The sequence below is a fragment of the Citrobacter sp. wls757 genome (assembly GCF_005280935.1).
Lineage (GTDB): Bacteria > Pseudomonadota > Gammaproteobacteria > Enterobacterales > Enterobacteriaceae > Citrobacter > Citrobacter portucalensis.
Genome location: NZ_SZWU01000023.1, coordinates 1,336 through 26,222 on the forward strand (window position 1 = coordinate 1,336; position 24,887 = coordinate 26,222).

At 52.0% G+C, this 24,887-nt stretch carries 25 protein-coding genes; 11 read left to right on the forward strand and 14 right to left on the reverse strand.

Annotation, left to right across the window (positions count from 1 at the left end; all coding sequences use genetic code 11):
* The 3 genes from FDW94_RS07530 to FDW94_RS07540 form a co-directional block, all read left to right on the forward strand.
* Positions 1-688: CDP-diacylglycerol diphosphatase (locus FDW94_RS07530; RefSeq protein WP_249358351.1), on the forward strand; the 688-nt coding region annotated here is incomplete at its 5' end.
* A gap of 73 nt (positions 689-761) precedes the next feature.
* On the forward strand, positions 762-2,066 hold the full coding sequence (locus tag FDW94_RS07535) for an SLC13 family permease (protein WP_137377410.1): 1,305 nt from the start codon (positions 762-764) through the stop codon (positions 2,064-2,066).
* 113 nt (positions 2,067-2,179) lie between these two features.
* Entirely contained in the window at positions 2,180-3,652 is a 1,473-nt protein-coding gene (locus FDW94_RS07540; RefSeq protein WP_003825206.1) for a DASS family sodium-coupled anion symporter, read from the forward strand.
* Positions 3,653-3,691: 39 nt separating this feature from the next.
* On the opposite strand, the gene tpiA is transcribed toward FDW94_RS07540, so the two are convergent.
* On the reverse strand, positions 3,692-4,459 hold the full coding sequence (tpiA, locus tag FDW94_RS07545; protein WP_003028783.1) for a triose-phosphate isomerase: 768 nt from the start codon (positions 4,457-4,459) through the stop codon (positions 3,692-3,694).
* 228 nt (positions 4,460-4,687) lie between these two features.
* Positions 4,688-5,290 carry a YiiQ family protein gene (locus tag FDW94_RS07550; RefSeq protein ID WP_071444510.1) on the reverse strand — a complete coding sequence of 201 codons (603 nt, stop codon included), beginning with the start codon at positions 5,288-5,290 and terminating at the stop codon, positions 4,688-4,690.
* Positions 5,291-5,390: 100 nt separating this feature from the next.
* On the opposite strand from FDW94_RS07550, the gene FDW94_RS07555 reads away from it, so the two are divergent.
* Positions 5,391-5,819, forward strand: a complete 429-nt coding sequence (locus tag FDW94_RS07555; RefSeq protein ID WP_008787028.1) for a DUF805 domain-containing protein — start codon at positions 5,391-5,393, stop codon at positions 5,817-5,819.
* A 63-nt stretch (positions 5,820-5,882) separates the two neighbouring features.
* Here the strand turns inward: FDW94_RS07555 and fpr are convergent, their stop codons facing one another.
* From fpr to FDW94_RS07575, 4 genes are all read right to left on the reverse strand, one after another.
* A complete protein-coding gene (gene fpr / locus FDW94_RS07560) occupies positions 5,883-6,629 on the reverse strand; it encodes a ferredoxin--NADP(+) reductase (RefSeq protein WP_048215185.1) in 747 nt (248 codons plus the stop codon).
* Between the two features lie 95 nt (positions 6,630-6,724).
* On the reverse strand, positions 6,725-7,735 hold the full coding sequence (glpX, locus tag FDW94_RS07565; RefSeq protein WP_008787030.1) for a class II fructose-bisphosphatase: 1,011 nt from the start codon (positions 7,733-7,735) through the stop codon (positions 6,725-6,727).
* A gap of 135 nt (positions 7,736-7,870) precedes the next feature.
* The gene (gene glpK, locus FDW94_RS07570; RefSeq protein ID WP_003028792.1) at positions 7,871-9,379 is read right to left on the reverse strand and encodes a glycerol kinase GlpK; all 1,509 of its coding nucleotides are present in this window, start codon (positions 9,377-9,379) and stop codon (positions 7,871-7,873) included.
* 22 nt (positions 9,380-9,401) lie between these two features.
* A complete protein-coding gene (locus tag FDW94_RS07575) occupies positions 9,402-10,247 on the reverse strand; it encodes an MIP/aquaporin family protein (protein ID WP_008787032.1) in 846 nt (281 codons plus the stop codon).
* Between the two features lie 428 nt (positions 10,248-10,675).
* On the opposite strand from FDW94_RS07575, the gene zapB reads away from it, so the two are divergent.
* The 3 genes from zapB to FDW94_RS07590 all read left to right on the forward strand — a co-directional run bounded on the left by zapB (position 10,676) and on the right by FDW94_RS07590 (position 12,068).
* Positions 10,676-10,921, forward strand: coding sequence for a septal ring assembly protein ZapB (zapB, locus tag FDW94_RS07580; protein WP_095533156.1), 246 nt, complete (start codon positions 10,676-10,678; stop codon positions 10,919-10,921).
* A gap of 92 nt (positions 10,922-11,013) precedes the next feature.
* Positions 11,014-11,682: a hypothetical protein gene (locus tag FDW94_RS07585; protein ID WP_137377411.1), complete on the forward strand. Its 669-nt coding sequence runs from the start codon at positions 11,014-11,016 to the stop codon at positions 11,680-11,682.
* On the forward strand, positions 11,679-12,068 hold the full coding sequence (locus FDW94_RS07590; protein ID WP_003825190.1) for a hypothetical protein: 390 nt from the start codon (positions 11,679-11,681) through the stop codon (positions 12,066-12,068). Before FDW94_RS07585 ends, FDW94_RS07590 begins: the two co-directional genes overlap by 4 nt.
* 37 nt (positions 12,069-12,105) lie before the next feature.
* Here FDW94_RS07590 and rraA read toward each other — a convergent pair whose 3' ends face one another.
* From rraA to priA, 7 genes are all read right to left on the reverse strand, one after another.
* Positions 12,106-12,591, reverse strand: coding sequence for a ribonuclease E activity regulator RraA (gene rraA, locus FDW94_RS07595; protein ID WP_008787034.1), 486 nt, complete (start codon positions 12,589-12,591; stop codon positions 12,106-12,108).
* A gap of 92 nt (positions 12,592-12,683) precedes the next feature.
* The gene (gene menA, locus FDW94_RS07600) at positions 12,684-13,613 is read right to left on the reverse strand and encodes a 1,4-dihydroxy-2-naphthoate polyprenyltransferase (protein ID WP_003825185.1); all 930 of its coding nucleotides are present in this window, start codon (positions 13,611-13,613) and stop codon (positions 12,684-12,686) included.
* A 67-nt stretch (positions 13,614-13,680) separates the two neighbouring features.
* Complete coding sequence (gene hslU / locus FDW94_RS07605; RefSeq protein WP_003028803.1) at positions 13,681-15,012, reverse strand: HslU--HslV peptidase ATPase subunit; 1,332 nt, start codon at positions 15,010-15,012, stop codon at positions 13,681-13,683.
* 9 nt (positions 15,013-15,021) lie between these two features.
* Positions 15,022-15,552 carry an ATP-dependent protease subunit HslV gene (gene hslV, locus FDW94_RS07610; protein WP_003028805.1) on the reverse strand — a complete coding sequence of 177 codons (531 nt, stop codon included), beginning with the start codon at positions 15,550-15,552 and terminating at the stop codon, positions 15,022-15,024.
* A gap of 91 nt (positions 15,553-15,643) precedes the next feature.
* Complete coding sequence (gene ftsN / locus FDW94_RS07615; protein ID WP_008787037.1) at positions 15,644-16,618, reverse strand: cell division protein FtsN; 975 nt, start codon at positions 16,616-16,618, stop codon at positions 15,644-15,646.
* 93 nt (positions 16,619-16,711) lie between these two features.
* Positions 16,712-17,737: a DNA-binding transcriptional regulator CytR gene (gene cytR / locus FDW94_RS07620; RefSeq protein WP_003825179.1), complete on the reverse strand. Its 1,026-nt coding sequence runs from the start codon at positions 17,735-17,737 to the stop codon at positions 16,712-16,714.
* Positions 17,738-17,893: 156 nt separating this feature from the next.
* Positions 17,894-20,092 carry a primosomal protein N' gene (gene priA, locus FDW94_RS07625; RefSeq protein ID WP_137377412.1) on the reverse strand — a complete coding sequence of 733 codons (2,199 nt, stop codon included), beginning with the start codon at positions 20,090-20,092 and terminating at the stop codon, positions 17,894-17,896.
* Positions 20,093-20,349: 257 nt separating this feature from the next.
* Here priA and rpmE point away from each other — a divergent pair, with 257 nt between their 5' ends.
* The 3 genes from rpmE (at position 20,350) to FDW94_RS07640 (ending at position 23,084) form a co-directional block, all read left to right on the forward strand.
* Positions 20,350-20,562: a 50S ribosomal protein L31 gene (gene rpmE / locus FDW94_RS07630; RefSeq protein ID WP_062776554.1), complete on the forward strand. Its 213-nt coding sequence runs from the start codon at positions 20,350-20,352 to the stop codon at positions 20,560-20,562.
* Positions 20,563-20,900: 338 nt separating this feature from the next.
* Positions 20,901-21,581 carry an oligogalacturonate-specific porin KdgM family protein gene (locus FDW94_RS07635; protein WP_003825173.1) on the forward strand — a complete coding sequence of 227 codons (681 nt, stop codon included), beginning with the start codon at positions 20,901-20,903 and terminating at the stop codon, positions 21,579-21,581.
* A gap of 78 nt (positions 21,582-21,659) precedes the next feature.
* Entirely contained in the window at positions 21,660-23,084 is a 1,425-nt protein-coding gene (locus tag FDW94_RS07640; RefSeq protein WP_032945626.1) for an MFS transporter, read from the forward strand.
* Positions 23,085-23,142: 58 nt separating this feature from the next.
* Here FDW94_RS07640 and metJ read toward each other — a convergent pair whose 3' ends face one another.
* Positions 23,143-23,460, reverse strand: coding sequence for a met regulon transcriptional regulator MetJ (gene metJ, locus FDW94_RS07645; protein WP_003825168.1), 318 nt, complete (start codon positions 23,458-23,460; stop codon positions 23,143-23,145).
* A 265-nt stretch (positions 23,461-23,725) separates the two neighbouring features.
* Between metJ and metB the strand changes: the two genes are divergently transcribed.
* A complete protein-coding gene (gene metB, locus FDW94_RS07650; RefSeq protein WP_003028818.1) occupies positions 23,726-24,886 on the forward strand; it encodes a cystathionine gamma-synthase in 1,161 nt (386 codons plus the stop codon).
* Position 24,887 lies beyond the last annotated feature (1 nt).

A 24,887-nucleotide genomic window follows, 5' to 3' on the forward strand; every position in this document is an offset into this window, starting at 1 on the left:
GTACTGGAAATTCACCGGCAACCCGGACGCATTACGCCAGATCGTTCTTCAGCAATGCCTGCCGCACCAGTTGCAGCAGCAGGACCCCGCACCATGCGCTGAAGTAAAGCCGGATGCCGGATATGTGGTGTTCAAAGACCGTAACGGCCCACTGCAATATCTGTTGATGCCTACCTGGCGGATCAACGGTACGGAAAGTCCGCTGTTGTTGAAATCAGGCACACCGAACTTTTTCTGGCTGGCCTGGCAGGCGCGTAGCTTTATGAGCCAAAAATACGGCCAGGAAATCCCTGACAAAGCAGTCTCTCTGACCATTAACTCTCGTAGCGGGCGTACGCAAAATCACCTGCATATTCATATCTCCTGCCTGCGAACCGATGTCAGAAAGCAGCTGGATGACAACCTGGCGAAAATCAGCACCCGCTGGCTACCATTACCGGGTGGGCTGCGCGGTCATGAATATCTGGCACGTCGCGTCACGGAAAATGAACTGGCACAACGCAGCCCGTTTATGATGCTGGCGGAAGAGGTGCCGGATGCGCGTGAGCATATGGGCAGCTATGCGTTGGCGATGGTGCGCCAGAGCGACGAATCCTTTGTCCTGCTGGCTACTCAGCGCAATCTGCTGGCACTGAATCTCGCCTCCGCTGAGGAAATTCAGGATCATCAATGTGATATTCTGCGTTAACCCCACCTAATCTGGCGTTTACTCCGCATGCCTGTCCCCGTATTCTTGTTGAAAAAAACAACAGGAGACAGGCATGTCGCTCTGGCTTACACACCCTCTGTTTATCCCCTCTCTGGTGGTTGGTATCACCATTCTGCTCTGGGCTACGTCGCTGCTGCCGGAGTTTATAACGGCGTTGCTGTTCTTTGCCGTGGCGATGGTGGCCAAAATCGCGCCACCGGATGTGATTTTTGGCGGCTTTGCGTCCTCCGCATTCTGGCTGGTGTTTAGCGGCTTTGTACTGGGTATCGCGATTCGTAAAACGGGGCTGGCGGACAGGGCGGCGAGGGCGCTGTCATCGAGGTTGACTGATTCCTGGCCGTTAATGGTGGCGAGCGTAGTGCTGCTGAGTTACGCGCTGGCATTTGTAATGCCATCCAACATGGGCCGCATTGCGCTGCTGATGCCGATCGTCGCGGCGATGGCGAAACGGGCTGGAATTAACGACGGCACGCGCGCCTGGTATGGTCTGGCACTGGCCGTCGGGTTTGGGACGTTCCAGCTTTCCGCGACGATTTTACCCGCTAACGTACCGAATCTGGTGATGAGCGGCGCGGCGGAAGGCTCTTACGGCATCCACCTCAATTATCTTCCCTATTTGCTGCTGCATACGCCAGTTCTGGGCTGGCTTAAGGGGGCGGTGCTTATCGTGCTTATCTGCTGGCTGTTCCCTGGTAAGCCCCATGCGCCGCGCGATCTCACACCGCTGGAGCCGATGAGTCGGGATGAAAAACGCCTGGCCTGGATGCTGGCCGTGGTGCTGCTGCTGTGGGTTAGCGAAAGCTGGCACGGCATTGGCCCTGCGTGGACCGGACTGGCGGCGGCAGTTATCACATTGCTACCACGGGTTGGCTTTATCAATGGCGACGAGTTTTCCACTGGGGTCAACATTCGTACCTGTATTTATGTGGCGGGTATTCTGGGGCTGGCGATCACCGTCACGCAAACCGGTATTGGTAGCGCTGTTGGCGAAGCGCTGTTACAGGTGATGCCGCTGGATGCGGAAAAGCCGTTTACCAGTTTCCTCGCGCTGACCGGTATTACCACTGCGCTTAATTTTATTATGACGGCGAACGGTGTTCCGGCGCTGTATACCACGTTGGCGCAAAGTTTTGCCGATGCGACGGGATTCCCGCTGCTGTCGGTGATTATGATCCAGGTGCTGGGTTATTCAACGCCACTGTTGCCGTATCAGGCTTCACCGATCGTAGTGGCGATGGCGCTCGGGAAAGTACCTGCAAGGGCGGGGATGCTGCTGTGTATCGCACTGGCGGCGGCAACGTATTTGATTCTTCTGCCGCTGGATTACGCCTGGTTTACGGTGTTAGGAAAACTGTAGATGTATCAAAATGTTAATTTTATGTTTTGTGAGTGAGTGAATTGTATTCTGTGCGGCAATATCGGTTAATGCCCGAGCGCAGATTTGCGCACTGGAAACTCAAGGATTGATTCATGGACAGTTTGACCCCCATCCGCTGTTGGCCTGCCATCATCTCGCTCGTGATTACGCTGACCATCTGGTTTGTTATCCCGTGTCCTCCTGACGTAACCCCGCAAGCGTGGCACCTGCTGGCACTGTTTATTGGTACGATCGCCGCAATTATCGGTAAAGCTATGCCCATTGGCGCAATTGCGATTGTGGCGATTATGCTGGTGGCGATGACTGGCGTTACTAACCCCGGCAAACCCTCCGCGGCGTTGAACGATGCGTTGAGTGGCTTTTCTAACCAGTTAATCTGGCTGATTGGTTTATCCATTATGCTGTCGCAAAGTTTGTTAAAGACTGGCCTGGGAGCGCGTATTGGCTACGGGTTTATTGCGCTATTTGGTAAAAGAACGCTGGGTATTGCGTGGGCATTAACCCTTGCGGAAACGCTAATTGCACCCGTAACGCCAAGCAATACCGCGCGTGGCGGCGGCATTATCCACCCGGTAATGCGGGCGATTGCGGAGAGCCTCGGCTCGCAGCCCGGCCATGCCGAGAATGGCTCAACGGGCCGTTATCTCGCGCTGGTGAACTACAACATTAACCCGATCAGCTCGGCAATGTTCATCACCGCGACCGCACCTAACCCGTTAATCGTCAGCTTTTTGACGAAGGGGACGGATGGAGTGCTGAACATGACCTGGGGAATGTGGGCTATTGCGGCGCTTCTTCCTGCTCTGGTATCACTGGTTGTCATGCCGATTGTAATCTGGTGGCTCTATCCGCCAGCTATCACGCGCACGCCAAATGCGCCGCAGTTCGCGCGGCAAAAACTGGATGCGCTGGGTCCACTATCACTGGCAGAAAAAATCACCCTGGCAGTGTTCATTTTGCTGCTCTGCCTGTGGGCGGGTGTTCCAGCGATGCTGATGGGTAGTGCCTGGAGCGTAAACCCCACTAGCGCCGCGTTAATTGGTTTGTCGATTCTATTGATGGCGGGCGTATTGAGCTGGGATGACATTCTTAAATGCCGCGGGGCATGGGATACGATAGTCTGGTTTGCCGCGCTGGTGATGATGGCGGATTTTCTCAGCAAACTGGGGTTGGTGGGATGGCTGGCAACCAGCGTTGGTAGCGCAATCGACCATCTTGGCGTGCACTGGAGTGTTGCAACGCTGCTGTTGATTCTGCTTTATGTCTACTCGCACTACTTTTTCGCCAGCACTACTGCGCATATTACGGCTATGTTCGCTGCGTTCTTCGCCGCAGGATTAGGCCTCGGCGCGCCGCCAGCATTGCTTGGTTTAATGCTCGGTTTCTCCTCCTCCTTGATGATGTCGCTCACGCACTATGGCACGGGTACTGCGCCGATCATCTTTGGTTCGGGCTATGTCACGCTGGCAGAGTGGTGGAAAACGGGGCTGGTGATGAGTGTGGTCAACCTGACCATTTGGGGTGTGACCGGCGCCTTCTGGTGGCACTGGTTGGGATACTGGTAGTTAATACAGCGGGAGGAGTGCTCCTCCCGCCTTAACAACTTAAGCCTGTTTAGCGGCTTCTGCTGCTTTAACGATGACGGCGAAGGCGTCTGCTTTCAGAGAAGCACCACCTACCAGCGCACCGTCGATGTCCGGCTGAGCAAACAGTTCTGCCGCGTTAGCTGCGTTTACAGAACCGCCGTACTGGATGATTACTTGCTCAGCGATTTTCGCGTCAGCTTTAGCAATGTGGTCACGAATAAATTTGTGAACAGCCTGAGCCTGAGCAGGAGTTGCAGATTTACCGGTACCGATAGCCCATACTGGTTCGTAAGCGATAACGACGCCTTCGAATGCTGCCGCGCCCTGAGTTTTCAGAACCGCGTCGATCTGACGTGCACAAACTTCTTCAGTTTTGCCCGCTTCGTTTTCTGCTTCGGTTTCACCGATGCACAGAACTGGAGTCAGACCCTGCTCTTTCAGTACGGCGAATTTTTTAGCGATCAGCTCGTCAGATTCTTTGTGGTAAGTACGACGCTCAGAGTGACCGATAATGATGTACTGTGCGCCGATGTCTTTCAGCATTTCAGCACTTGTTTCACCAGTGAATGCGCCAGACAGGTTCAGGTCAACGTTCTGCGCGCCCAGAATGATGTGGCTACCGGCAGCGGCGTGTTTCGCCAGGTCGATATACATTTCCGGCGGAGCAATCGCTACTGCACAGCCAGCAACGCCAGCCAGTTCTTTACGCAGATTAGCAACCAGTTCGTTTACCATGTGGCGGCTGCCGTTCAGTTTCCAGTTACCCATCACTAAAGGATGTCGCATTTCATTTCTCCACGCTTGTCAGCGAATTAAGGAATATGGCCGCCCGTAAGGGCAGCATGGTCTGTGAAACAGTATAGAGATTCATCCCCCGAAAGGCTTTGCTTTTTGTCATTTCCCCGTCATTCTCCACGTTGCAGGTGCGTTGGCTGTACTCTCTCACCCCAGTCACTTACTGATGTAAGCTCCTGGGGATTCGTTGCGTCGCCGCCTTCCTGAAACGTGAATAATTTAGGGGGAATTCGACCCTTCGAGGTTTTCAGATAGAGCCAGCTTAATCGGTTCAACAGCGAAGGTCAGCCCCTTTTCACCGTTATCTGCCACGACATAGCGAATTGCGCCTTCTGTTTCGGCGTAATAGTGCTTACCTTTGCCTGCGGCGAGCAGTTTTTGCAGTTTTTTCTGGCTCTGTTCCTTCGTCAGTAGCGGTGCGACGGTGCGGATGACGGCGGTCATGTATTCCAGCGCTTTCGCTTTGGCTGCCTTTTGCTCTGGCCCTTGAATTGGTAACCAGGTTATCTGCATGCTTTTGATTTTCAGGGTACCGCGCTCAAGGGCGGAAGACGCATACAGGTTTTCATTGATTTTGCTGGCCGCGCGGGTGAGATTTGCCCGATCGCGACTGCTGTCGATGGCGCGGAACTCATTCAGGATCAGCTTCGGATTCTGTGTATTAAAGTTTTCGCGAAACTGGCTAATCGACAGGTCAAAGGTCGGCGCGCCCGCCAGTAAATAGGGGGCTGTGGTTGCCGTCGATGGCGCTTCCGCCAATGCCGCAGGGCTGGCGGTTAAGGCTGAAAACAATAATAAAAACAGTGTAAATCCGTGCTTCATCAATCGTACCTTTCATTCTCACTGCTCACGATTAAAACGGTAACCGTCGAGCTTGTCAAAAGGGTAAACTGTTCTGGAAGGTAATAATAAAGGAACTTACATGACCATACAGCAGTGGTTATTCTCATTTAAAGGGCGCATCGGGCGCCGTGATTTCTGGATTTGGATTGGCCTATGGATCGTCGGCATGCTGGTTTTGTTTTCGCTGGCGAGCAAACAATTACTCGATATTCAGACCGCGGCTTTTTGTCTGGTGTGTCTGCTATGGCCAACGGCGGCAGTGACGGTAAAACGTCTGCATGACCGTGGGCGTTCTGGAGCGTGGGCGCTGTTGATGATTCTGGCGTGGATGCTGCTGGCCGGAAATTGGGCGATGTTACCCGGCGTCTGGCAATGGGCGGTAGGCCGCTTTGTTCCAACGTTGATTCTGGTCGGCATGCTTATCGATCTGGGTGCGTTCATTGGCACCCAGGACGCAAATAAATATGGTAAGGATACGCAGGACGTAAAGTACAGAGCTGACTCGTAGGCCGGATAAGTGTAAGCGCCATCCGGCAAAATGCCCGGGTGTTTACCGGGCATTGAAACGTTCTTACCAGTAGTGCTCTGCGGTCATATGGCCCGGTCGGCGGCGGAGGTGTTTGGTCATCTGCCGGGTGTCCTTCAGCAACTGCTGCGTGTCGCGTACCATCTGCGGGTTTCCGCACAGCATCACATGACAGGTTTCTTTATCCATTGGCAGCCCGACCGCTTTTTCCAGTTCACCGCTTTCAATTAGTGCCGGTACACGCCCGGTCAGCGAATCTGCCACGGTTTCACGACTGACCACCGTCTGGATGCGTAATTTACCTTCGTAGCGCTTTTCCAGCGCCTGCATCAACGGTAGATAGCTCAAATCGGCGGCATAGCGCGCGGCGTGGACCAGCACCAGATTTTTGAAGCGATCCAGGTCTTTGCCTAATTGCAGAATCGACAAATATGGGCCGATAGCCGTGCCGGTTGCCAGCATCCACAGCGTGTCGCAATCGGGGACTTCATCCAGAACGAAGAAACCAGCAGCTTCACTCACCACCTGGACTTCATCGCCAGGCTTCAGTGCTGCCAGACGAGGACTGAGTTTGCCGTCGGGAACCGTCACCAGATAAAACTCTAAATCGGGGTTATCAGGGGCATTGACGTAAGAATAAGCACGCTGGACGCGCTCGCCCTCGATCTCAAGGCCAAGCTTGGTGAATTGACCTGCAGTGAAAGGAAGAACCGGAGCTCGCACGGTCAAACTAAACAGGGCATCGGTCCAGTTCTGTACCTTCGTGACTTTGCCTGTTACCCAATCTGCCATGGTTTTCTCCTGTCTGCTTTGATTGCCTTATCTTCGTTCGTTGGACGAAAGATTTCCAGCCCATATGGGCTGGAAGGCTCTATTGATCAAATCAATTACAGGATGTGCGCCTGCACATCGGGATCTTTACGATCGAGGTAGTGAATCGACTGAATGCGACGGATCGTACGTGATTTGCCGCGGATCAGCAGCGTTTCGGTGGTCGCGATATTGCCTTTGCGGCTAATCCCTTCCAGCAAATCGCCTTTGGTGATGCCGGTGGCAGAGAAAATGACGTTGTCGCTACGCGCCATTTCATCGAGGCGCAGCGCTTTGCCCGCTTCAATGCCCATGGCGGCGCAACGAGCCAGTTCCTGTTCGCCAATGCGACGGTTTTCTTCGCTGTCGCCTTTGACGTCATGACGTGCCAGCAAACGGCCCTGCATGTCACCGTCCAGCGCGCGGATAACGGCGGCCGAAACGACGCCTTCCGGTGCGCCGCCAATGCCGTACAGCACGTCAACTTCACTGTCTGGCATGCATGTCAGAATGGAGGCAGCAACGTCACCGTCTGGAATAGCAAAGACGCGCACGCCCAATTTTTGCATTTCGGCGATCGTTTCATCATGGCGTGGCTTGGCCAGAATGGTGACGGTCAGTTCACTCAGCGGCTTATTGAGTGCAGCGGCAACGTTCTGCAGGTTGGCTTCCAGCGACAGGTTCAGGTCGATAGACCCTTTTGCGCCTGGGCCGACAATCAGCTTTTCCATGTACATGTCTGGCGCGTTCAGGAAGCAGCCTTTATCGCCAACAGCCAGTACGGCCAGCGCGTTTGCCTGACCCATTGCCGTCATGCGTGTGCCTTCGATAGGATCGACGGCGATGTCGACCGCATCACCAAGACCGGTCCCGACTTTCTCACCGATAAACAGCATCGGTGCTTCATCGATCTCACCCTCGCCAATCACGATGGTGCCGTCGATATTGACCTGGTTGAGCATAATACGCATGGCGTTTACCGCCGCGCCGTCAGCGGTATTTTTGTCGCCGCGGCCCAGCCATTTATAGCCAGCCAGCGCGGCCGCTTCGGTCACGCGTGAAAATTCAATGGCAAGTTCTCGTCTCATTGCAAACTCGTAGCTGAAAGGAATGGCGCGAAGTGTAGCACAGGGGAGGGGGCGAGATTATTGATGTGTGTGCGGGGTTGCCCCCGCACGAAGATATTGCCGGATAAGGCACAGTTGCCATCCGGCTATGACGTATTACTCGTCGTGATCTTCCCACGCCATGGCGCGTTTGACCGCTTTTTTCCAGCCGCTGTAACGGAAGTTACGTTCGGTGGTTTCGATGCCTGGGCGGAATTCACGCTCGATGACCGCTTTTTCCTGCAGCTCATCCAGATTCTGCCAGAAGCCTACTGCCAGACCAGCCAGGTATGCCGCACCCAATGCGGTGACTTCGCGGACTTCCGGGCGCTCAACGCGCGTGCCGAGAATGTCGGACTGGAACTGCATCAGGAAGTTGTTGGCGACCGCACCGCCATCGACGCGCAGGGCGTGCAAGCGAATACCGGAGTCAGCCTGCATTGCTTCCAGAACATCACGGGTCTGGTATGCAATAGATTCAAGCGTGGCGCGGATGATGTGGTTGGAGTTTACCCCACGGGTCAGACCAAAGATGGCGCCGCGAGCATACGGGTCCCAGTACGGTGCGCCCAGGCCAGTAAATGCCGGAACGACGTACACGCCGTTGGTGTCTTTCACTTTGGTGGCGAAATATTCGGAGTCGAACGCATCGCTGATGAGTTTCATTTCATCACGTAGCCACTGGATAGATGCGCCAGCCATAAATACCGCACCTTCCAGCGCGTAGTTCACTTCCCCGGTCGGTCCGCAAGCGATGGTGGTCAGCAGTCCGTTTTCGGACTTAACGGCTTTCTCGCCGGTGTTCATCAGCATGAAGCAGCCGGTACCGTAAGTGTTTTTCGCCATCCCTTCCTTCACGCACAGCTGGCCAAACAGCGCTGCCTGCTGGTCACCGGCGATACCGGAGATAGGAATACGAATACCGCCTTTACCACCGATGTTGGTCTGGCCGTACACTTCAGAAGAGCGACGAACTTCAGGCAGCATTGCACGCGGAATATCCAGCGCATCCAGCATCGTGTCATCCCAGTCCAGGGAGTGGATGTTGAACAGCATGGTACGTGAGGCGTTGGTGTAATCCGTGACGTGTACACGTCCCTGCGTCATTTTCCAGATAAGCCAGGTATCTACGGTACCGAACAGCAGTTCGCCGCGACGAGCGCGCTCACGCGAGCCTTCTACGTGGTCGAGGATCCACTTCACTTTGGTGCCGGAGAAGTACGGGTCAATGACCAGACCTGTATTATTACGGATGTACTCTTCCATACCGTCGCGCTTGAGCTTTTCGCAGATATCCGCGGTACGACGACACTGCCACACAATCGCGTTATAGATAGGTTTACCGGTTTCGCGTTCCCAGACGATGGTGGTTTCACGCTGGTTGGTAATACCGATCGCTGCAATTTCATCGGAACTGATATCGGCTTTCGCCAGAACTTCTACCAGCGTGGAGCTTTGGGTCGCCCAAATTTCCATCGGGTCATGTTCTACCCAACCTGCTTTCGGGTAGATTTGTTCGAATTCGCGCTGTGAAACGGCAACGATATTCGCATCGTGGTCCATTACGACCGCGCGGGAGCTGGTGGTGCCCTGGTCGAGCGCAACGATATATTTTTTTTCAGTCATAATTTTTTGTCCCGTAGTCACATTACTGCGAAGCTTTTTGTTGAGTGTTGGCCGCAACGTCTTTTTCTTCAATCGCGCAGACATCGCACGGTAAATGACGACCAATCAGTTTGCGATATGCCCATGCGCCCAAAATCGCGCCGGTAATCGGGCCAAACACCGGAACCAGGAAGTAAGGGATATCGCGACCACCCGTGAAGGCAATCTCACCCCATCCGGCCATCCAGGCGAAGAGTTTCGGTCCGAAGTCACGTGCCGGGTTCATCGCAAAACCTGTCAGCGGACCCATGGAAGCACCAATAACGGCAATCAACAAGCCGATCAGCAGTGGTGCCAGTGGACCACGAGGTACACCGTTACCATCGTCGGTCAGAGCCAGAATCAGCCCCATTAGAATAGCGGTAATGACCATTTCAACCGCGAAGGCCTGCACAAAATTGATATGCGGGTTCGGATAGGTGGAGAAAGTACCTGCCAGACCCAGGCTCTCGGTACTGCCGCGTACGATATGGTTAGTTTGTTCGAAATCGAGGAAAAGATTGTAATAAAGCCCGTAAACCAGTGCCGCTGCGCAAAAGGCGCCGGCAATTTGCGAAATAATAAAAGGAACAACTTTGCGTTTATCAAAACAGGCGAACAGCCAGAGTGCGATGGTTACCGCGGGATTCAGGTGTGCACCAGAAACGCCTGCGGTCAGATAGATAGCCATCGCTACCCCCAGACCCCAGATGACACTGATTTCCCACTGACCGAAAGTAGCCCCAGCCACTTTAAGTGCAGCGACACAGCCCACACCGAAGAAAATCAACAACCCGGTACCGAGGAATTCAGCAATGCACTGGCCTTTTAAGGTTGATGTTTGACTCATAATCGGATCCTGAAGAGAGTTTAATGTTTATTGTGTGCGAGAAGGTCACTGACATCCCCGGAGCCGGTAGGCACACTGTTAATTTATCGTTAACGCGCAAAAACGAGAAATATCGAAATTAAAATGTGTGTACTGCATCAACAAAATGAGCGTTTTCGCGCCATTGTGAGGTATTTGTTATACAAAAATAGTGTGAGCTGAATCATTTCACTGATCAATCTGTTAACACTTAAGAGTTATGACAGTAATGTCACCAGGAGAAAGACTAAAAGTGTTGCAAACCGCAATCTGCGCGGGATGCCGCTGGACAGGGATGACGCGGCTTCATACAATCGGTGTTAAGTAGAGTGCGCTCGTTTTTATTAAGGCGTCGCCGGTTATCGGGACGAGGATTTTTATCCATCAACGCCTTGCAATTCAGGAGAGGTATGACGATGTCATTAGAAGTGTTTGAGAAACTGGAAGCAAAAGTACAGCAGGCGATTGATACCATCACGCTGTTGCAGATGGAAATCGAAGAGCTGAAAGAAAAGAACAACTCACTGTCGCAGGAAGTTCAGACTGCACAGCAGCAGCGTGAAGAACTGGAACGTGAGAACAACAGCCTGAAAGAACAGCAGAGCGGCTGGCAGGATCGTCTGCATGCCCTGCTGGGTCGTATGGAAGAAGTCTAATCCTGATTTCTTGAAAAAGGCATCCATAATGGATGCCTTTTTGCTATGTAGAGATTAGGATATCGTATTTTTTAAATATCAAAGAATACGATATGACAAAAAGAAACGATATTATTGATGATTCGGATCGACTTATCACCAGAGATATTAGATATGGTCTTATCTATACAGATAATTTAGGATGGATTGATTTAGGCCATGCTAATCCGGCAGGGGCTGAAAAATTATGGTTTGAAATGACAAGGCCTCGTGGTGGTGATAGTGAGTTTTATGAAGTGAATTATCATCAAAGTATGTCCAAAAACATTCATGGCATAAATATCAATACTGGTATATATCGTAGATTTATGGTGCGCCGAGGATTGCAGGAGCGAATCTTACAAGGTATTGCTTTATCAATATTCTTAGGTACGTCACATCGCTTTGAGTCCTTACAGGACTTTTGGCCTTATGTTTATTTAACGGATAGTGGTTATAGTGCTGAAGATTTGGTCTCAAATCTATTTGGTTTTTACCAAGCGGTAAATTATGCAGATTACACCTCTTACCTTCAGATATGCTCGAAAGAAAAGGCTTATCGAATCTGGGACTTCTATGGCCCAGTTGGTGAGTTTAAGAATAAAAGTGTTATTCCGTTACTGTTTCCTGACCCTATCAATAAAGATAAGAGACATGAACCCTATTCGGGTGAATTACCTTTATTTATGGATGTAATAAGACCTATTGCTAATCCTGATTATGTTCGGGAACTTCACATATGAAATCCAGGAGATCAGGTTTTATTATTGTGTTTATGCTTTTTATTGCGCTATTTTATTGTCATTTTATGGTGAGCATCTATACAGAAAAAATCTACACTCAGCAGAATTTATTATTTTATCATCTGCTAACACCGAAACCTCTTAAACAGGCTCCAAGGATATCTAACGACTGGTTTTTTGTAAGCTATGCAGATGATGGTAGTCATCTTCAACGCAGTGAGATAATTTTTACCGGGATACAAAAGAGTGGCATTCAGATAGCTGAGGATAAATTAAATGCTTATATCGAAACTTATCCTGTCAGTCGTGAGACGATGAGTATCGTTGTCGAAGAAAAATATAAAAAGTATGATATTAAAGTCATTCATTACGAATCAAATGAATGAAAAAAAGGCCATCAAATTTGCTGATGGCCTTTTTCGCTTACTCGATATCGAGCGGGTCTTCGGAGAGGATTATCCCGGTGTTATCGGCGTACAGGTGGTCGCCGGAGAAGAACGTCACGCCACCGAAGTTGACGCGTACATCGCTTTCTCCAATGCCTTCACCTGAGGCACCTACCGGAATAGCGGCAATCGCCTGAATGCCGATATCCAGTTCTTCCAGATCGTCTACCTGGCGTACTGAGCCGTAGATGACCAGACCTTCCCATTCATTCTGTACGGCCAGCCGTGCCAGTTCGGCATCGACCAGCGCACGACGAACAGAACCGCCGCCATCGACCAGCAGAATGCGACCACGGCCGTTTTGTTCGAGCAGATCGTACAGCAACCCGTTGTCCTCGAAACATTTTACCGTGATGATTTGTCCGCCAAACGACGACCGTCCTCCAAAGTTAGAGAACAGCGGTTCCACGACGTTGACATCTTCCTGATAGATGTCACAAAGCTCGGATGTATCGTATTTCATAGGCTTAACGTTCAGTTGCTGCGAGAATTTTTAGTATATCGCGCTATGTGTACTGTTGGCAAAATCATCAATTGTTAATTGATATTTGTCAGTTAAAGAGACCACTGACTTAAGAAAATTCCAACGACAAACAGCAGGTTAGTTAACAATGCCGCTTTTACGGTGCGTTCCAGCATCGGACGCATTGCTGCCGGGTCCATCTCGCGCATTACATAGCGAGCCTGTTTGATCAGCAGCGGAGCGGCGAGGATAAACAGCCATCCCCACAGGCTTTGCAGTGAGAACAGGTTGAACAGTGCCAGACAGACCAGCGTGCCCATCAGCAGACAGGCGTGGTAGCGGCGGGCATTGACAGCGCCTAAACGCACGACCAGCGTGTTCTTGCCGTTTTCTCTGTCGCTGTTGATATCGCGCAGGTTGTTGACGTTGAGCACGGCGGTTGCCAGCAGGCCGCAGGCGGTGGCAGGCAGAATCAGCGCTGGAATCAACGTATGCGCCTGCAGGTACCAACTTCCCATTACGCTGAGCCAGCCGAAGAATACCAGCACAGAAATATCGCCCAGGCCGATATATCCGTAAGGGCGATTACCCACGGTGTAGGTGATCGCGGCGATAATCGACAGACCGCCGAGCACCAGGAAACCGACAAAATCCGCCAGCGTGTGACAGGCTACAGCTACCAGGGCCAGCCCGGACAGACAGATCAGCACTACGGTGACGATCAGCGCGCGCTTCATCTGCTGTTGGGTGATGACCCCTTTTTGCATACCGCGCAGCGGTCCAATACGGTCGGGCTTGTCGCTGCCTTTGACGGCATCGCCATAGTCGTTAGCGAGATTGGACAGAATTTGCAGCAGTCCTGCCGTAATCAATGCCAGCAGAGCAACCAGCGGATCGAAGTATCCTTGCCACCATGCTAATGCCGTACCGACGATGATCGCCGCGAAGGCGAGCGGTAAGGTCTTAGGTCGTAAACTTTCCAGCCAGGCTTGTGAGCGGCTAATTTGTTGTTGTTCAGTCATATTTAGCGCCAATAAAAATGGGGCTTTATCAGCCCCATCAACAGTGATGAAAATGCATTGAACGCGATTATAGGATAAAACGGCTCAGATCTTCATCTGCGACCAGCGCATCCAGATGTTTGCTCACATATTCGGCATCAATTGTGATGCTTTGGCCGTTCAAATCGCTCGCATCATAGGAAATATCTTCCATCAGACGTTCCAGAACGGTATGCAGACGACGTGCACCGATGTTTTCGGTGGTTTCGTTAACCTGCCAGGCCGCTTCGGCAATGCGTTTAATACCGGATTCAGTGAAGTTGATGTCCACACCTTCAGTCGCCATCAGCGCTTTGTACTGGACGGTGATGGAGGCATTCGGTTCGGTAAGGATACGCTCAAAATCGCTGGTGGTCAGCGCCTGCAGCTCGACACGAATCGGCAGACGACCCTGCAGTTCTGGGATCAGGTCGGACGGTTTGGCTACCTGGAATGCACCAGAAGCGATAAACAGAATGTGATCTGTTTTCACCATGCCGTGCTTGGTGGAGACCGTGCAGCCTTCAACCAGCGGCAGCAGGTCGCGCTGTACGCCTTCACGGGACACGTCCGGGCCGGAGGATTCGCCGCGCTTACAGATTTTGTCGATTTCGTCGATAAACACGATCCCGTGCTGCTCAACGGCGTCGATAGCTTCTTGTTTCAGCTCTTCCGGGTTCACCAGTTTGGCCGCTTCTTCTTCAATCAGCAGCTTCATCGCGTCTTTGATTTTCAGCTTACGCGGTTTTTGCTTCTGACCGCCCAGGTTCTGGAACATGGACTGCAGCTGGCTGGTCATCTCTTCCATTCCTGGAGGCGCCATAATTTCAACGCCCATCGGTGCGGCCGCGAGATCGATTTCGATCTCTTTATCATCCAGCTGGCCTTCACGCAGTTTTTTACGGAATGCCTGACGCGCTGCAGAAGGTTCCTGCGGCTGCTCTGATTGCCCCCAGTTATTTTTAGCTGGTGGGATCAGCACGTCGAGAATGCGCTCTTCCGCCATCTCTTCGGCACGGAAGCGGTTTTTCTCGATTGCCTGCACGCGGACCATTTTGATGGCAGCATCGGTCAGATCGCGGATGATGGAATCTACTTCTTTACCAACATAGCCGACTTCGGTGAATTTTGTTGCTTCAACTTTGATGAATGGCGCGTTGGCCAGTTTTGCCAGACGACGGGCGATTTCGGTTTTACCGACGCCGGTCGGGCCAATCATCAGAATGTTTTTCGGCGTGACTTCATGACGCAACTCTTCGTTGAGCTGCATACGACGCCAGCGGTTACGCAGGGCGATCGCCACGGAACGCTTAGCGTTATCCTGGCCGATGATGTGTTTGTTCAGTTCGCTGACAATTTCGCGTGGGGTCATTTCAGACATGGGGGATCCTTACGCTTTGGAGTTCAATTCTTCGATGGTATGGAAGTGGTTGGTATAAATGCAGATATCCCCTGCAATATCCAACGCTTTCTCAGCAATCTCGCGTGCGCCAAGCTCGGTATTTTCAAGCAGAGCGCGTGCAGCAGCCTGGGCGTAGGGACCGCCGGAGCCTATAGCAATCAGATCGTTTTCTGGCTGGATGACGTCGCCGTTACCGGTGATGATGAGCGATGCAGTTTCATCTGCGACGGCCAGCAGCGCTTCGAGTTTGCGCAGCATACGGTCGGTACGCCAGTCTTTTGCCAGTTCAACGGCAGCTTTCACCAGGTGACCCTGGTGCATTTCCAGCTTGCGTTCAAACAGTTCAAACAGCGTGAATGCATCCGCAGTACCGCCCGCAAAGCCCGCGATGACTTTATCGTTGTACAGACGGCGGACTTTCTTCACGTTGCCTTTCATTACGGTGTTACCCAGTGTGGCCTGACCATCACCGGCGATTACCACATGGCCGTTACGGCGTACGCTTACTATTGTTGTCACGAGCAGACCCCTTGGTTACAAATGCAATGTACAGGCCCCGCACAGTGTACGGGGCGTAATGCAAGTATAGATGGGGGGGATTTTGGGGGTTTCAACCCCCAGTGGCGAGTCGAATGCAGTTTGTGTGACCAGCAACCTTCAGGCGGCTGATGGTGTTGTCGGCATTCTCTTTGCCTTTGACCGGACCAATGACCACACGATTCCAGCCGTTATTGGTGGTAATACGGGAGTTAAAGCCTTCAAAGGCCAGCTGCGCACGCACAGTTTCTGCCTGCTCAGCGCCTTTAAATGATCCGCACTGAACCATCCAGCGGCGTTCATCTTTTTTCTCAGCAGTCTGTTTTGGCGGCTGCGTTTCATTCGTTATCGGCGCGGCCGGTTGCGGTTTTGGCTGAGCAGCGGTGGTATGCGCTGGCGTTTGCAGCAGATCCTGATACGGCTGTTGCGCCGCCGGTTTTGGCTGCGGTTTCGGCTGCTGTACCGGCGCGGCTTGTGCTGTACGCGTTTGCTGCTGCTGATACGGCTGTTCTGTTGCCCGTGGACGCGGCTGCTGAGCCTGCTGCTGTGCGTTATTCCACTGCTGCTGTTGCACCTGACGCTGACGCTGCAGCGTTTGCTGGCGTTGTTCAGGCGTTTGCTCGTTCCACGGTACTTCGTTGAGCTGCGTCGGCTGTTGACGCATATCAGCCTGCATTTGCGCCAATAGCTGGCGCTGCTCATTGGTTAGCTGATCGGCATTCAGCACCTCGCCGCCCGCAGACGGTTCGGTAGGCGCACGTACGCCAGGCTGACGGCTTTCCAGCTCTTTGATGTATCGCCAGCGCTCTTCCGGTTTTGGCGGAATGCCATTACCGGTGACTTTCTGGTTTTGCAGCGTTTCGGACTCTTCTTTCTTGTGATGCGTAATGAAGTACAGACCACCGATAAAGGTCACGAGTACGGCTGCAGCAATAGCAACCATTGCGGGCGATACCGCAGGCGTATTGCGTTGTTTTTTCCGTGATGTGCTCTTCTTGCGCCGCGAAGGTGCCGGTTGGCCGCGACGTACATAATCTCGTTGTGCCACTATCGTTTCGCTGTATTTATTCGTTCGTCAGCCCGCCATGTTACTTAAGCGGCGGGCCTTTGACCAGACAGGGGAGTCCGAAAGCACTTTACTTTACGTCAGTGCCCGGGTAGTACCCCGAATAATAAGCTCGCAGTCCAGTAAACGTGAGCCACTGCTGACGCTCTGCCCTTGTAATTGATCGAGCAGTAACAGCATAGCTTCACGTCCGATATCGAAACGCGGCTGTGCGACGGTTGTCAGGGGTGGATCACAAAATTCCGTGAGCGAAATGTTATCAAAGCCAATAATGGATAAATCATCAGGGACTTTCAGACCCTGACGTTTGGCGTAAGAGAGTGCACCCAGCGCCATGACGTCGCTGTGACAAAAGACAGCGGTAGGCGGCTGCGGTAGTTCAAGGAGCTGCTTCAACGCATTGGCTCCCGCTTCATAGGTAAAGTCACCGCGCGCGATGAAATGCGGATCGACCGTAATTCCGCTGCGGCGTAATGCCTGAACGTAGCCTTGCAGACGGTAATGGCACAGCGGCATATCTTCGGGTCCGGCGATACAACCAATGCGTTTATGCCCTAGTTCCAGCAGATAATTCATCGCGTTAAAGGCGGCGGTGAGGTTATCAATGTGCACGGTAGGGAGTTCCAGCTCTGGCGCGAACTCGTTCGACATGACCATCGGCGGTAAATTGCGCTGTTCTTCCACGCTGGCATCAAACGGCAGGCGCGAGCTGAGCAGTACCATGCCATCGATCTGCTTGGTGATAATGAGGTTAAGAAACGTCTTTTCCTGCTGGTTCTGGTGCGCGCAGTCGCCAATAAGCACCAGGTATCCCTGTTCTGCGGCAGTCACTTCGATGCCACGAATCACTTCGCTAAAAAACGGATCGCAGATATCCGGCACAATCACTAGAATGGTACGTGACTCATTACGCTTAACGTTACGTCCCATTGATTGGGGTAGATATCCCACTTCCAGTGCTGCCTGCTCAACCTTGTTACGGGTTGACTGCGAGACTTTGTCCGGGTTCATTAATGCGCGGGATACGGTTGCCGTTGAGACTTTCGCCTTCAGAGCAACATCTTTCATCGTAGCGGCGGCAACCTGCTTATTCGGTTTCACTCTTTCTCCTCGCCAGAGAGCTGCTGGCACAGACTCGTCCCTGGATAACCTTCATCTGAAACATTTTTATCAGATAGTGAATGGAAGCGGTTACAGAATTTTCATAAAAAGTGTGATGGATCTTTAATTTTACGATCCGCCTCGCATCGTGAGGGGTTATCCCTCGATGGGATCGACATCCAGCACCCATTTAACCTTGCGTGCATCGGGTAGCGTATTGATCAGTGCCAGCGTGCCGCTGACGATATATTGCAGACGAATTCGTGATGGATGTTGCAACAATATTTGCCAACGATAACGACCACCGCGTTTGGGCGCCAGTGCGGGAACCGGGCCGAGCACCCAGAGTTTGTCATCGGCCAACGGGCTGGCTTGAATGAGATTCCGTAGCTGCTGCAAGAACATTGGTGCATGCTGGTTGTTATGGTCTTCTGCCCGCACGATCACATGGCTGGTCCACGGTGGAAGCTGGAGCGTTTGTCGCTCGGCCAGCGCCTGTTCGGCAAACGCGTCATAGCCTTTATACAGCAAGGTTTGCAGCAGCGGATGTTCAGGATGGTGCGTTTGCAGCACCACTTCGCCTTGCTTCCCGGCGCGTCCGGCACGGCCAGAGACCTGCGTATAGAGCTGGGCGAAGCGTTCTGCTGACCGGAAATCTGCGGAGAATAGCGCGCCGTCAACGTCCAGCAGCGCCACCAGAGTGACGTCCGGGAAGTGGTGGCCTTTGGCCAGCATTTGCGTGCCTATAAGAATTCGTGCTCCGCCGCGATGCACTTCCGCCAGATGCTGCTCCAGCGACCCTTTACGGCTGGTGGTGTCGCGATCGATACGTGAAATTGGCACACCGGGGAAAAAAGGTGCCAGAGCCTGCTCAAGCTGTTCGGTGCCGAGTCCTACCGGAACCATATGCGTCGAACCGCAGGAGGGGCACTGACGCGGTATTGGGCGCTGGCTGTCGCAGTGGTGGCAACGCAGGTGGTGCTGCGCCTGATGTAGCGTGTAGTAATGATCGCAACGCGGACATTCGGCAATCCAACCACAGTCGTGGCACAGCAGCGCAGGCGCAAAACCACGACGGTTCAAAAACAGGATCACCTGGTTATCCGCCTGCAGGTGCTGACGCATACGGGCGATCAGCGCAGGGGCGAGTCCGGCCTGCACCTGCTGACCTTTGAGATCCAGCACGTGCTGAGTGGCTGGGCGCGCATTTCCGGCGCGGCGCGTCAGGCGCAGCATGCGGTATTTGTTCTGCCGCACGTTACACAGCGTTTCTAGTGCCGGAGTGGCTGAGCCGAGAATAATCGGGATCTGCTCACTATGGGCGCGGTAAACCGCGAGGTCGCGCGCATGATAGCGCCAGCCTTCCTGCTGTTTATAAGAGCTGTCGTGTTCTTCGTCGATGACAATCACGCCGAGATTTTTAAACGGCGTAAATAGCGAAGAACGCGTGCCGATAACAATCGCCGCCTCGCCATTTTTTGCTTTCAGCCAGGCTGAAAGACGTTCACTGTCGTTTAAACCGGAGTGCAGGACTTCGACCGGCGCATTAAAACGTTCGCGAAAACGGGCAATAGTTTGCGGCGTCAGGCCAATCTCCGGCACCATCACCAGCGCCTGCTTGCCCTGGGCAAGGACGTTTTCCAGAACGCTGAGATAGACCTCTGTTTTGCCTGATCCCGTTACGCCCGCTAATAGCCATGCGCTAAAACTGTCTGAGGCGCTGTGAATCGCCCCGACGGCGGTGGCCTGCTCGGTGTTCAGCCGCAGACGCTCACCAGAAACCGCGTAGTGCGTACGCCAGTCGCTAAAGCCTGGTGTTTCGCTCGCCAGATCGCACAGCCCTTTTTTCCGCAGTGCCTGTAATGCGGCATCATTAAATTCCAGTTCAGCCACCTGGTCGCGCCAGATTTTCCCCTGGCGTAGCGCAGCCAGCGCCTGTTGCTGCTTGGGAGAACGCTTCAGGCTGTTGAGGTCAATAACCTGGCCTTCTTCAGTGGCAAACCAGTACCACATGGGCGCGTTTGTCGCCGGGCGTCCCTGGCGCAGTAAAATTGGCAGAGCGTGAAACAGTACGTCACCGATGGGATGATGATAATAATCAGCCGCCCACAACAGCAGACGCCAGACAGAGGTCGAGTAGACCGGTTCGCTGTCCAGCACTTCGAGAACGGCTTTCAATTCGCTCCGCGGCAGTTCACTGTGCTCGCTGACGGAAAGGACGATACCCACGCGCTCCTGCTGCTTGCCAAAGGGCACGCGTACACGACACCCGGCTTTGGCACTCAAGCCTTCCGGCAGGAGGTAGTCAAAGGTGCGAGGTAGCGGAACAGGTAAGGCAACGTGCGCAACGGGCATTGAATCATCCTGACTTGAAATCTGGCGGGTTAGTATACACATTAGTGGAGGGTAGAATGCGGATCAGTTTGCATGAGCAGGTTAATTTCTGTATGATTCGCCGCCTTTGATGCAAATTGATTGCGTCAAACAATGACCATTACCCGAGAGTTTCAGGCTGTTGATGCAGCGTGAAAGGTGACGGGGAATAATTAACATCGCGTGGTGTCTGGCGTTAGGGCTGGAAGAGCGACGCGGCCTTAAACCGAGGTTTTCCCATGAAAAAAGATATTCACCCGAAATACGAAGAAATTACTGCAAGCTGCTCTTGCGGTAACGTCATGAAAATCCGCTCTACCGTCGGTCACGATCTGAACCTGGACGTGTGCGGTCAGTGCCACCCGTTCTATACTGGCAAGCAGCGTGATGTTGCTACCGGTGGCCGTGTTGATCGCTTCAACAAGCGTTTCAGCATCCCAGGCAGCAAGTAAGTTTCAGCTGTCAGAAAAAAGCGCCTTATGGCGCTTTTTTTGTTTCTGCGCTTCAGAACTGAAATATATATTGATGTATTGAATAATCTATTTTATTCAATAAATAAAACGGTGTTTTATTTTTTCGATAAAATATTGCAACTGGTGATCTGCGTCCTTTTTATCTTCTGTCTTTTGCCACTTTTACCAGTTCCTGGCAAAATACCAAAGGTTTCTGCTTTCTTTCTAAAATACACTTTTGTGGAAATATAAAATTAATCTAAAAGCCTTTTTGTTTTCCCATTTTATGGACAAACGAGATGGATTATTTCCGTTGTTGAGTGTGAAGAGGGATTGTCATGAAATTTAAATCTGCGTTATTACTGATTCCATTATTCTCTGCGGCCGCACAGGCGGGTTATGTTGATTACCGACATGAATATTATGACGATGGACGTAATTACGATCGTGTGTATATGTCTCACCGTTTTGCCACGGGTTTTGGTGTGGCAGTAGAAGCCATTTCTCGTTCCGAAAACACGCAGTCAAATGATGCGTGGAATAATATGGAAAGTAATGGTAACGAGTATACCGCAAGCTACCAGTTCACCTGGCAGGGTCTTGTCTGGCAGCCCGGCATTGCGATCGAAACGGGCGATAATATCGCGATTTATAAGCCTTATATCCGCGTGCAGTACAACATCAACGACAACTGGTGGACCGCGTTCCGCTATCGTCAGGAGTACATGCGCAGAAATACTGACGGCAAAGATGACCGCATGGTCTATCGTCCGGAAGCCTGGCTTGGTTATAACGTCAATGACTGGATGTTTGAGCTAAATGGTATTTATAAAATTGCCGATAGCGAAGATTTATATAACAACCGGAAAGATGATTATGAATATAACTTCCGCGTGGCGTACAAATTAGGCTCCTGGGTTCCATTTGTTGAGGTTGGCAACGTTTCCTCGGGTTATAACACAACAACGACAGACGATCGTCAGACCCGTTATCGTGTCGGTCTTGGTTATAACTTTTAATCGGTAATAGTTTTCGTATCGGCTGATTACGTCGATAAGCATAGTTTGTGTGAATAATATGTCTAAGGAGTTGACATCATGTCTAATGATGGAACTATTATCGGAAATAATGAAACCACTGCCGTCAGGCCTTTCGGAATTAGAGATAAAATTGGTTATTTATGTGGCGACCTCGGAACCTGTTTTATTCTTGGCTTAGTTAATAGTTTTTTAATGATTTATTACACTAACGTCCTCGGTATTTCCGGCGTTATTGTTGGCTCACTCTATTTTGTGACCAAACTCTTTGATGCGTTCGTTGATGTTGGTGTAGGGCGCTTATGCGATACCTCTAAACTGACGGTACATGGACGTTTCAACCCGTGGGTGCGTCGCATGAAGTATCCATTTTGCATCATTGCGGTTGTCCTGTTCCTGCCGTTTGTGAATGATTTTTCTTATACGGCGAAAATCATCTACATCTGCTGCTCCTATTTCATTTACGGTTCGCTGTTATCTACCGTGAGTATTCCGTACGGCGCTATGTCTGCGGCGATTAGCTCGAATCCTGAAGATCGTGTATCGCTTTCAACCTGGCGTAGCGTTGGGTCAGCAATTGGCGGTGGGGCAACTGGCTTTTTCATTCCAATCCTGATGTACACCACCCTGGTGGATGGAAGCCAGGTGATTTCCGGGCAACACTTCTTCTGGATTTCCATTGGTTGCGCAGTGCTGGGCTTGATCTTTTTATCCTTGACCTGTCATTTAACGACGGAGCGCGTGCGCGTGGAGAGAAAAGAGAGCATGCCCGTTTCGGTGTTGCTGAAGGGACTGGCACGCAATAAGGCGCTGATTGTTTTAGTGGTTGTGGATTTGCTGATTGTAATTAATCAGGGGTTGTCCGGTACCAACATGACTTACCTGTTTAATGACTATTTCCACAATAAAGAGGCGATGTCAGTCGCGTTGCTGTTTACCTTTGGTTCCCTGGTTTTGCTGGCGCCATCGGCATCCTGGCTCACGAAGCGGTTTGGTAAAAAAGAAGCCAGCGTAGGCGCGTTGCTTTTTGCCGTGGTCATGTATGTGATTATGTACTTTGTCCACATTACGGATGCAAAGGTCTATCTGGTTTTCTTGTTCCTGGCGACGCTGGGTGCAGGGTTATTCAACCTGATGATTTGGGCGTTTATGACTGATGTTTGTGACTACCATCAGTATGTCACTGGCGATCGCGAGGATGGCACGGTTTATGGTGTGAACTTCTTTGCGCGCAAGGTTGGTCAGGCATGCGCAGGGGCGATTGGTGGCTTTATGTTGGCTATCATTGGCTATCAATCATCGTCAACAGGTGGTGCAGTGCAAACCAGCATTGTGCAGGAAAATATTTATACGATGGCGAATCTCTTGCCGGCGCTATGCCTGTTTTTGGCGGCGGTCATTCTGATTTATTTCTATCCATTGAACCGTACGGAAACGCTCAAAATGGAAGAAACATTGAATAAACTCAATGGTATTAGTAAGTAACACTGTGAGAAAAGGCGGGAGCATTCCCGCCTCTACACGCCCATTGCTGTTCTAACTATCAGTATTCCCACGTTTCCGGGTTGATACCCAGTTCACGCATGATTACCTTTGCTTCTTCCGGGATTTCATCACTGCGTTCTTTACGCAGGTCGTCATCGTTGGGTAAGGGTTGCCCAGTAAAAGCATGCAGAAACGCTTCACACAGCAGTTCGCTGTTGGTGGCGTGGCGCAGGTTGTTCACCTGACGACGCGTGCGTTCATCGGTAAGGATTTTTAACACCTTCAGAGGAATGGAAACCGTAATTTTTTTGACTTGCTCACTCTTCTTACCGTGCTCAGCGTATGGGCTGATATATTCGCCGCTCCATTCAGCCATGAGATACCTAATCCTCTTCGTCATTAATATTGAGGCCAGAACCTGAGCCCGGACCATAATTGCGCGTAGTTTATCGTAGTGGCGTGGCCCTGACACGAAGTAAGCCGACGCAGATGTACGCTAATGCATATAATTTTAACGGCTATTTCCAGTTTGCTCAATCTATACGCAAAGAAGTTTAGATGTCCAGATGTATTGACGGCTATCGTAACTATGATTACTCTGGTGTCTGACTTTTCACCGACTCAGCCAGGATCTCCTCAATATGACGCGTAAACAGGCCACCATCGCAGTGCGTAGCGGGTTAAATGACGACGAACAGTACGGTTGCGTTGTCCCGCCGATTCACCTCTCCAGCACCTATAACTTTACCGGATTTAATGAACCTCGCGCCCATGACTATTCGCGTCGCGGCAACCCAACGCGCGATGTTGTTCAGCGTGCGCTGGCGGAACTGGAAGGCGGTGCAGGTGCTGTGCTGACCAATACTGGCATGTCGGCGATTCATTTGGTGACCACGGTCTTCCTCAAGCCAGGCGATCTGCTGGTCGCACCGCATGACTGCTACGGCGGGAGCTACCGACTGTTTGACAGTCTGGCAAAGCGTGGCTGTTACCGGGTCCTGTTTGTCGATCAAGGAGATGAGCAGGCATTGCAGGCCGCATTGGCGGAAAAACCGAAACTGGTGCTGGTAGAAAGCCCAAGCAACCCGCTGCTGCGCGTGGTGGATATTGCGAAAATCTGTCAGCTGGCGCGTGAAGCTGGCGCGGTCAGCGTGGTCGACAACACTTTTTTAAGCCCGGCATTGCAAAATCCACTGGCATTGGGCGCCGATCTGGTGTTGCATTCATGCACGAAATATTTAAACGGTCACTCAGATGTGGTGGCTGGTGTTGTGATAGCGAAAGATCCGGAAACGGTCACTGAACTGGCATGGTGGGCGAATAATATTGGTGTGACCGGCGGCGCGTTTGATAGTTATCTGCTGTTGCGCGGCCTGCGTACTCTGTCTCCTCGAATGGAGGTGGCGCAACGTAATGCTCAGGCGATAGTCGATTATCTGCAAACTCAGCCGCTGGTGAAAAAATTGTATCACCCGTCATTGCCGGATAATCAGGGCCATGAGATTGCCGCGCGTCAGCAAAAAGGCTTTGGCGCGATGTTAAGTTTTGAACTGGATGGTGATGAGCAAACGCTGCGCCGCTTCCTTGGCGGGTTGTCATTGTTTACGCTGGCGGAATCGTTAGGGGGCGTTGAAAGTCTGATCTCCCACGCCGCAACCATGACACACGCGGGCATGGCGCCAGAAGCGCGTGCTGCTGCCGGAATTTCCGAAACGCTGCTGCGTATCTCCACCGGTATTGAAGATGGCGAAGATTTAATTGCCGACCTGGAAAATGGCTTCCGGGCTGCAAACAAGGGGTAAA

Excerpts from the sequence above, each read along its gene's own strand:
- FDW94_RS07535 (WP_137377410.1), top strand. The coding sequence starts at position 762 with ATGTCGCTCTGGCTTACACACCCTCTGTTTATCCCCTCTCTGGTGGTT.
- FDW94_RS07540 (WP_003825206.1), top strand. The coding sequence starts at position 2,180 with ATGGACAGTTTGACCCCCATCCGCTGTTGGCCTGCCATCATCTCGCTC.
- tpiA (WP_003028783.1), bottom strand. The coding sequence starts at position 4,459 with ATGCGACATCCTTTAGTGATGGGTAACTGGAAACTGAACGGCAGCCGC.
- FDW94_RS07550 (WP_071444510.1), bottom strand. The coding sequence starts at position 5,290 with ATGAAGCACGGATTTACACTGTTTTTATTATTGTTTTCAGCCTTAACC.
- FDW94_RS07555 (WP_008787028.1), top strand. The coding sequence starts at position 5,391 with ATGACCATACAGCAGTGGTTATTCTCATTTAAAGGGCGCATCGGGCGC.
- fpr (WP_048215185.1), bottom strand. The coding sequence starts at position 6,629 with ATGGCAGATTGGGTAACAGGCAAAGTCACGAAGGTACAGAACTGGACC.
- glpX (WP_008787030.1), bottom strand. The coding sequence starts at position 7,735 with ATGAGACGAGAACTTGCCATTGAATTTTCACGCGTGACCGAAGCGGCC.
- glpK (WP_003028792.1), bottom strand. The coding sequence starts at position 9,379 with ATGACTGAAAAAAAATATATCGTTGCGCTCGACCAGGGCACCACCAGC.
- FDW94_RS07575 (WP_008787032.1), bottom strand. The coding sequence starts at position 10,247 with ATGAGTCAAACATCAACCTTAAAAGGCCAGTGCATTGCTGAATTCCTC.
- zapB (WP_095533156.1), top strand. The coding sequence starts at position 10,676 with ATGACGATGTCATTAGAAGTGTTTGAGAAACTGGAAGCAAAAGTACAG.
- FDW94_RS07585 (WP_137377411.1), top strand. The coding sequence starts at position 11,014 with ATGACAAAAAGAAACGATATTATTGATGATTCGGATCGACTTATCACC.
- FDW94_RS07590 (WP_003825190.1), top strand. The coding sequence starts at position 11,679 with ATGAAATCCAGGAGATCAGGTTTTATTATTGTGTTTATGCTTTTTATT.
- rraA (WP_008787034.1), bottom strand. The coding sequence starts at position 12,591 with ATGAAATACGATACATCCGAGCTTTGTGACATCTATCAGGAAGATGTC.
- menA (WP_003825185.1), bottom strand. The coding sequence starts at position 13,613 with ATGACTGAACAACAACAAATTAGCCGCTCACAAGCCTGGCTGGAAAGT.
- hslU (WP_003028803.1), bottom strand. The coding sequence starts at position 15,012 with ATGTCTGAAATGACCCCACGCGAAATTGTCAGCGAACTGAACAAACAC.
- priA (WP_137377412.1), bottom strand. The coding sequence starts at position 20,092 with ATGCCCGTTGCGCACGTTGCCTTACCTGTTCCGCTACCTCGCACCTTT.
- rpmE (WP_062776554.1), top strand. The coding sequence starts at position 20,350 with ATGAAAAAAGATATTCACCCGAAATACGAAGAAATTACTGCAAGCTGC.
- FDW94_RS07635 (WP_003825173.1), top strand. The coding sequence starts at position 20,901 with ATGAAATTTAAATCTGCGTTATTACTGATTCCATTATTCTCTGCGGCC.
- FDW94_RS07640 (WP_032945626.1), top strand. The coding sequence starts at position 21,660 with ATGTCTAATGATGGAACTATTATCGGAAATAATGAAACCACTGCCGTC.
- metJ (WP_003825168.1), bottom strand. The coding sequence starts at position 23,460 with ATGGCTGAATGGAGCGGCGAATATATCAGCCCATACGCTGAGCACGGT.
- metB (WP_003028818.1), top strand. The coding sequence starts at position 23,726 with ATGACGCGTAAACAGGCCACCATCGCAGTGCGTAGCGGGTTAAATGAC.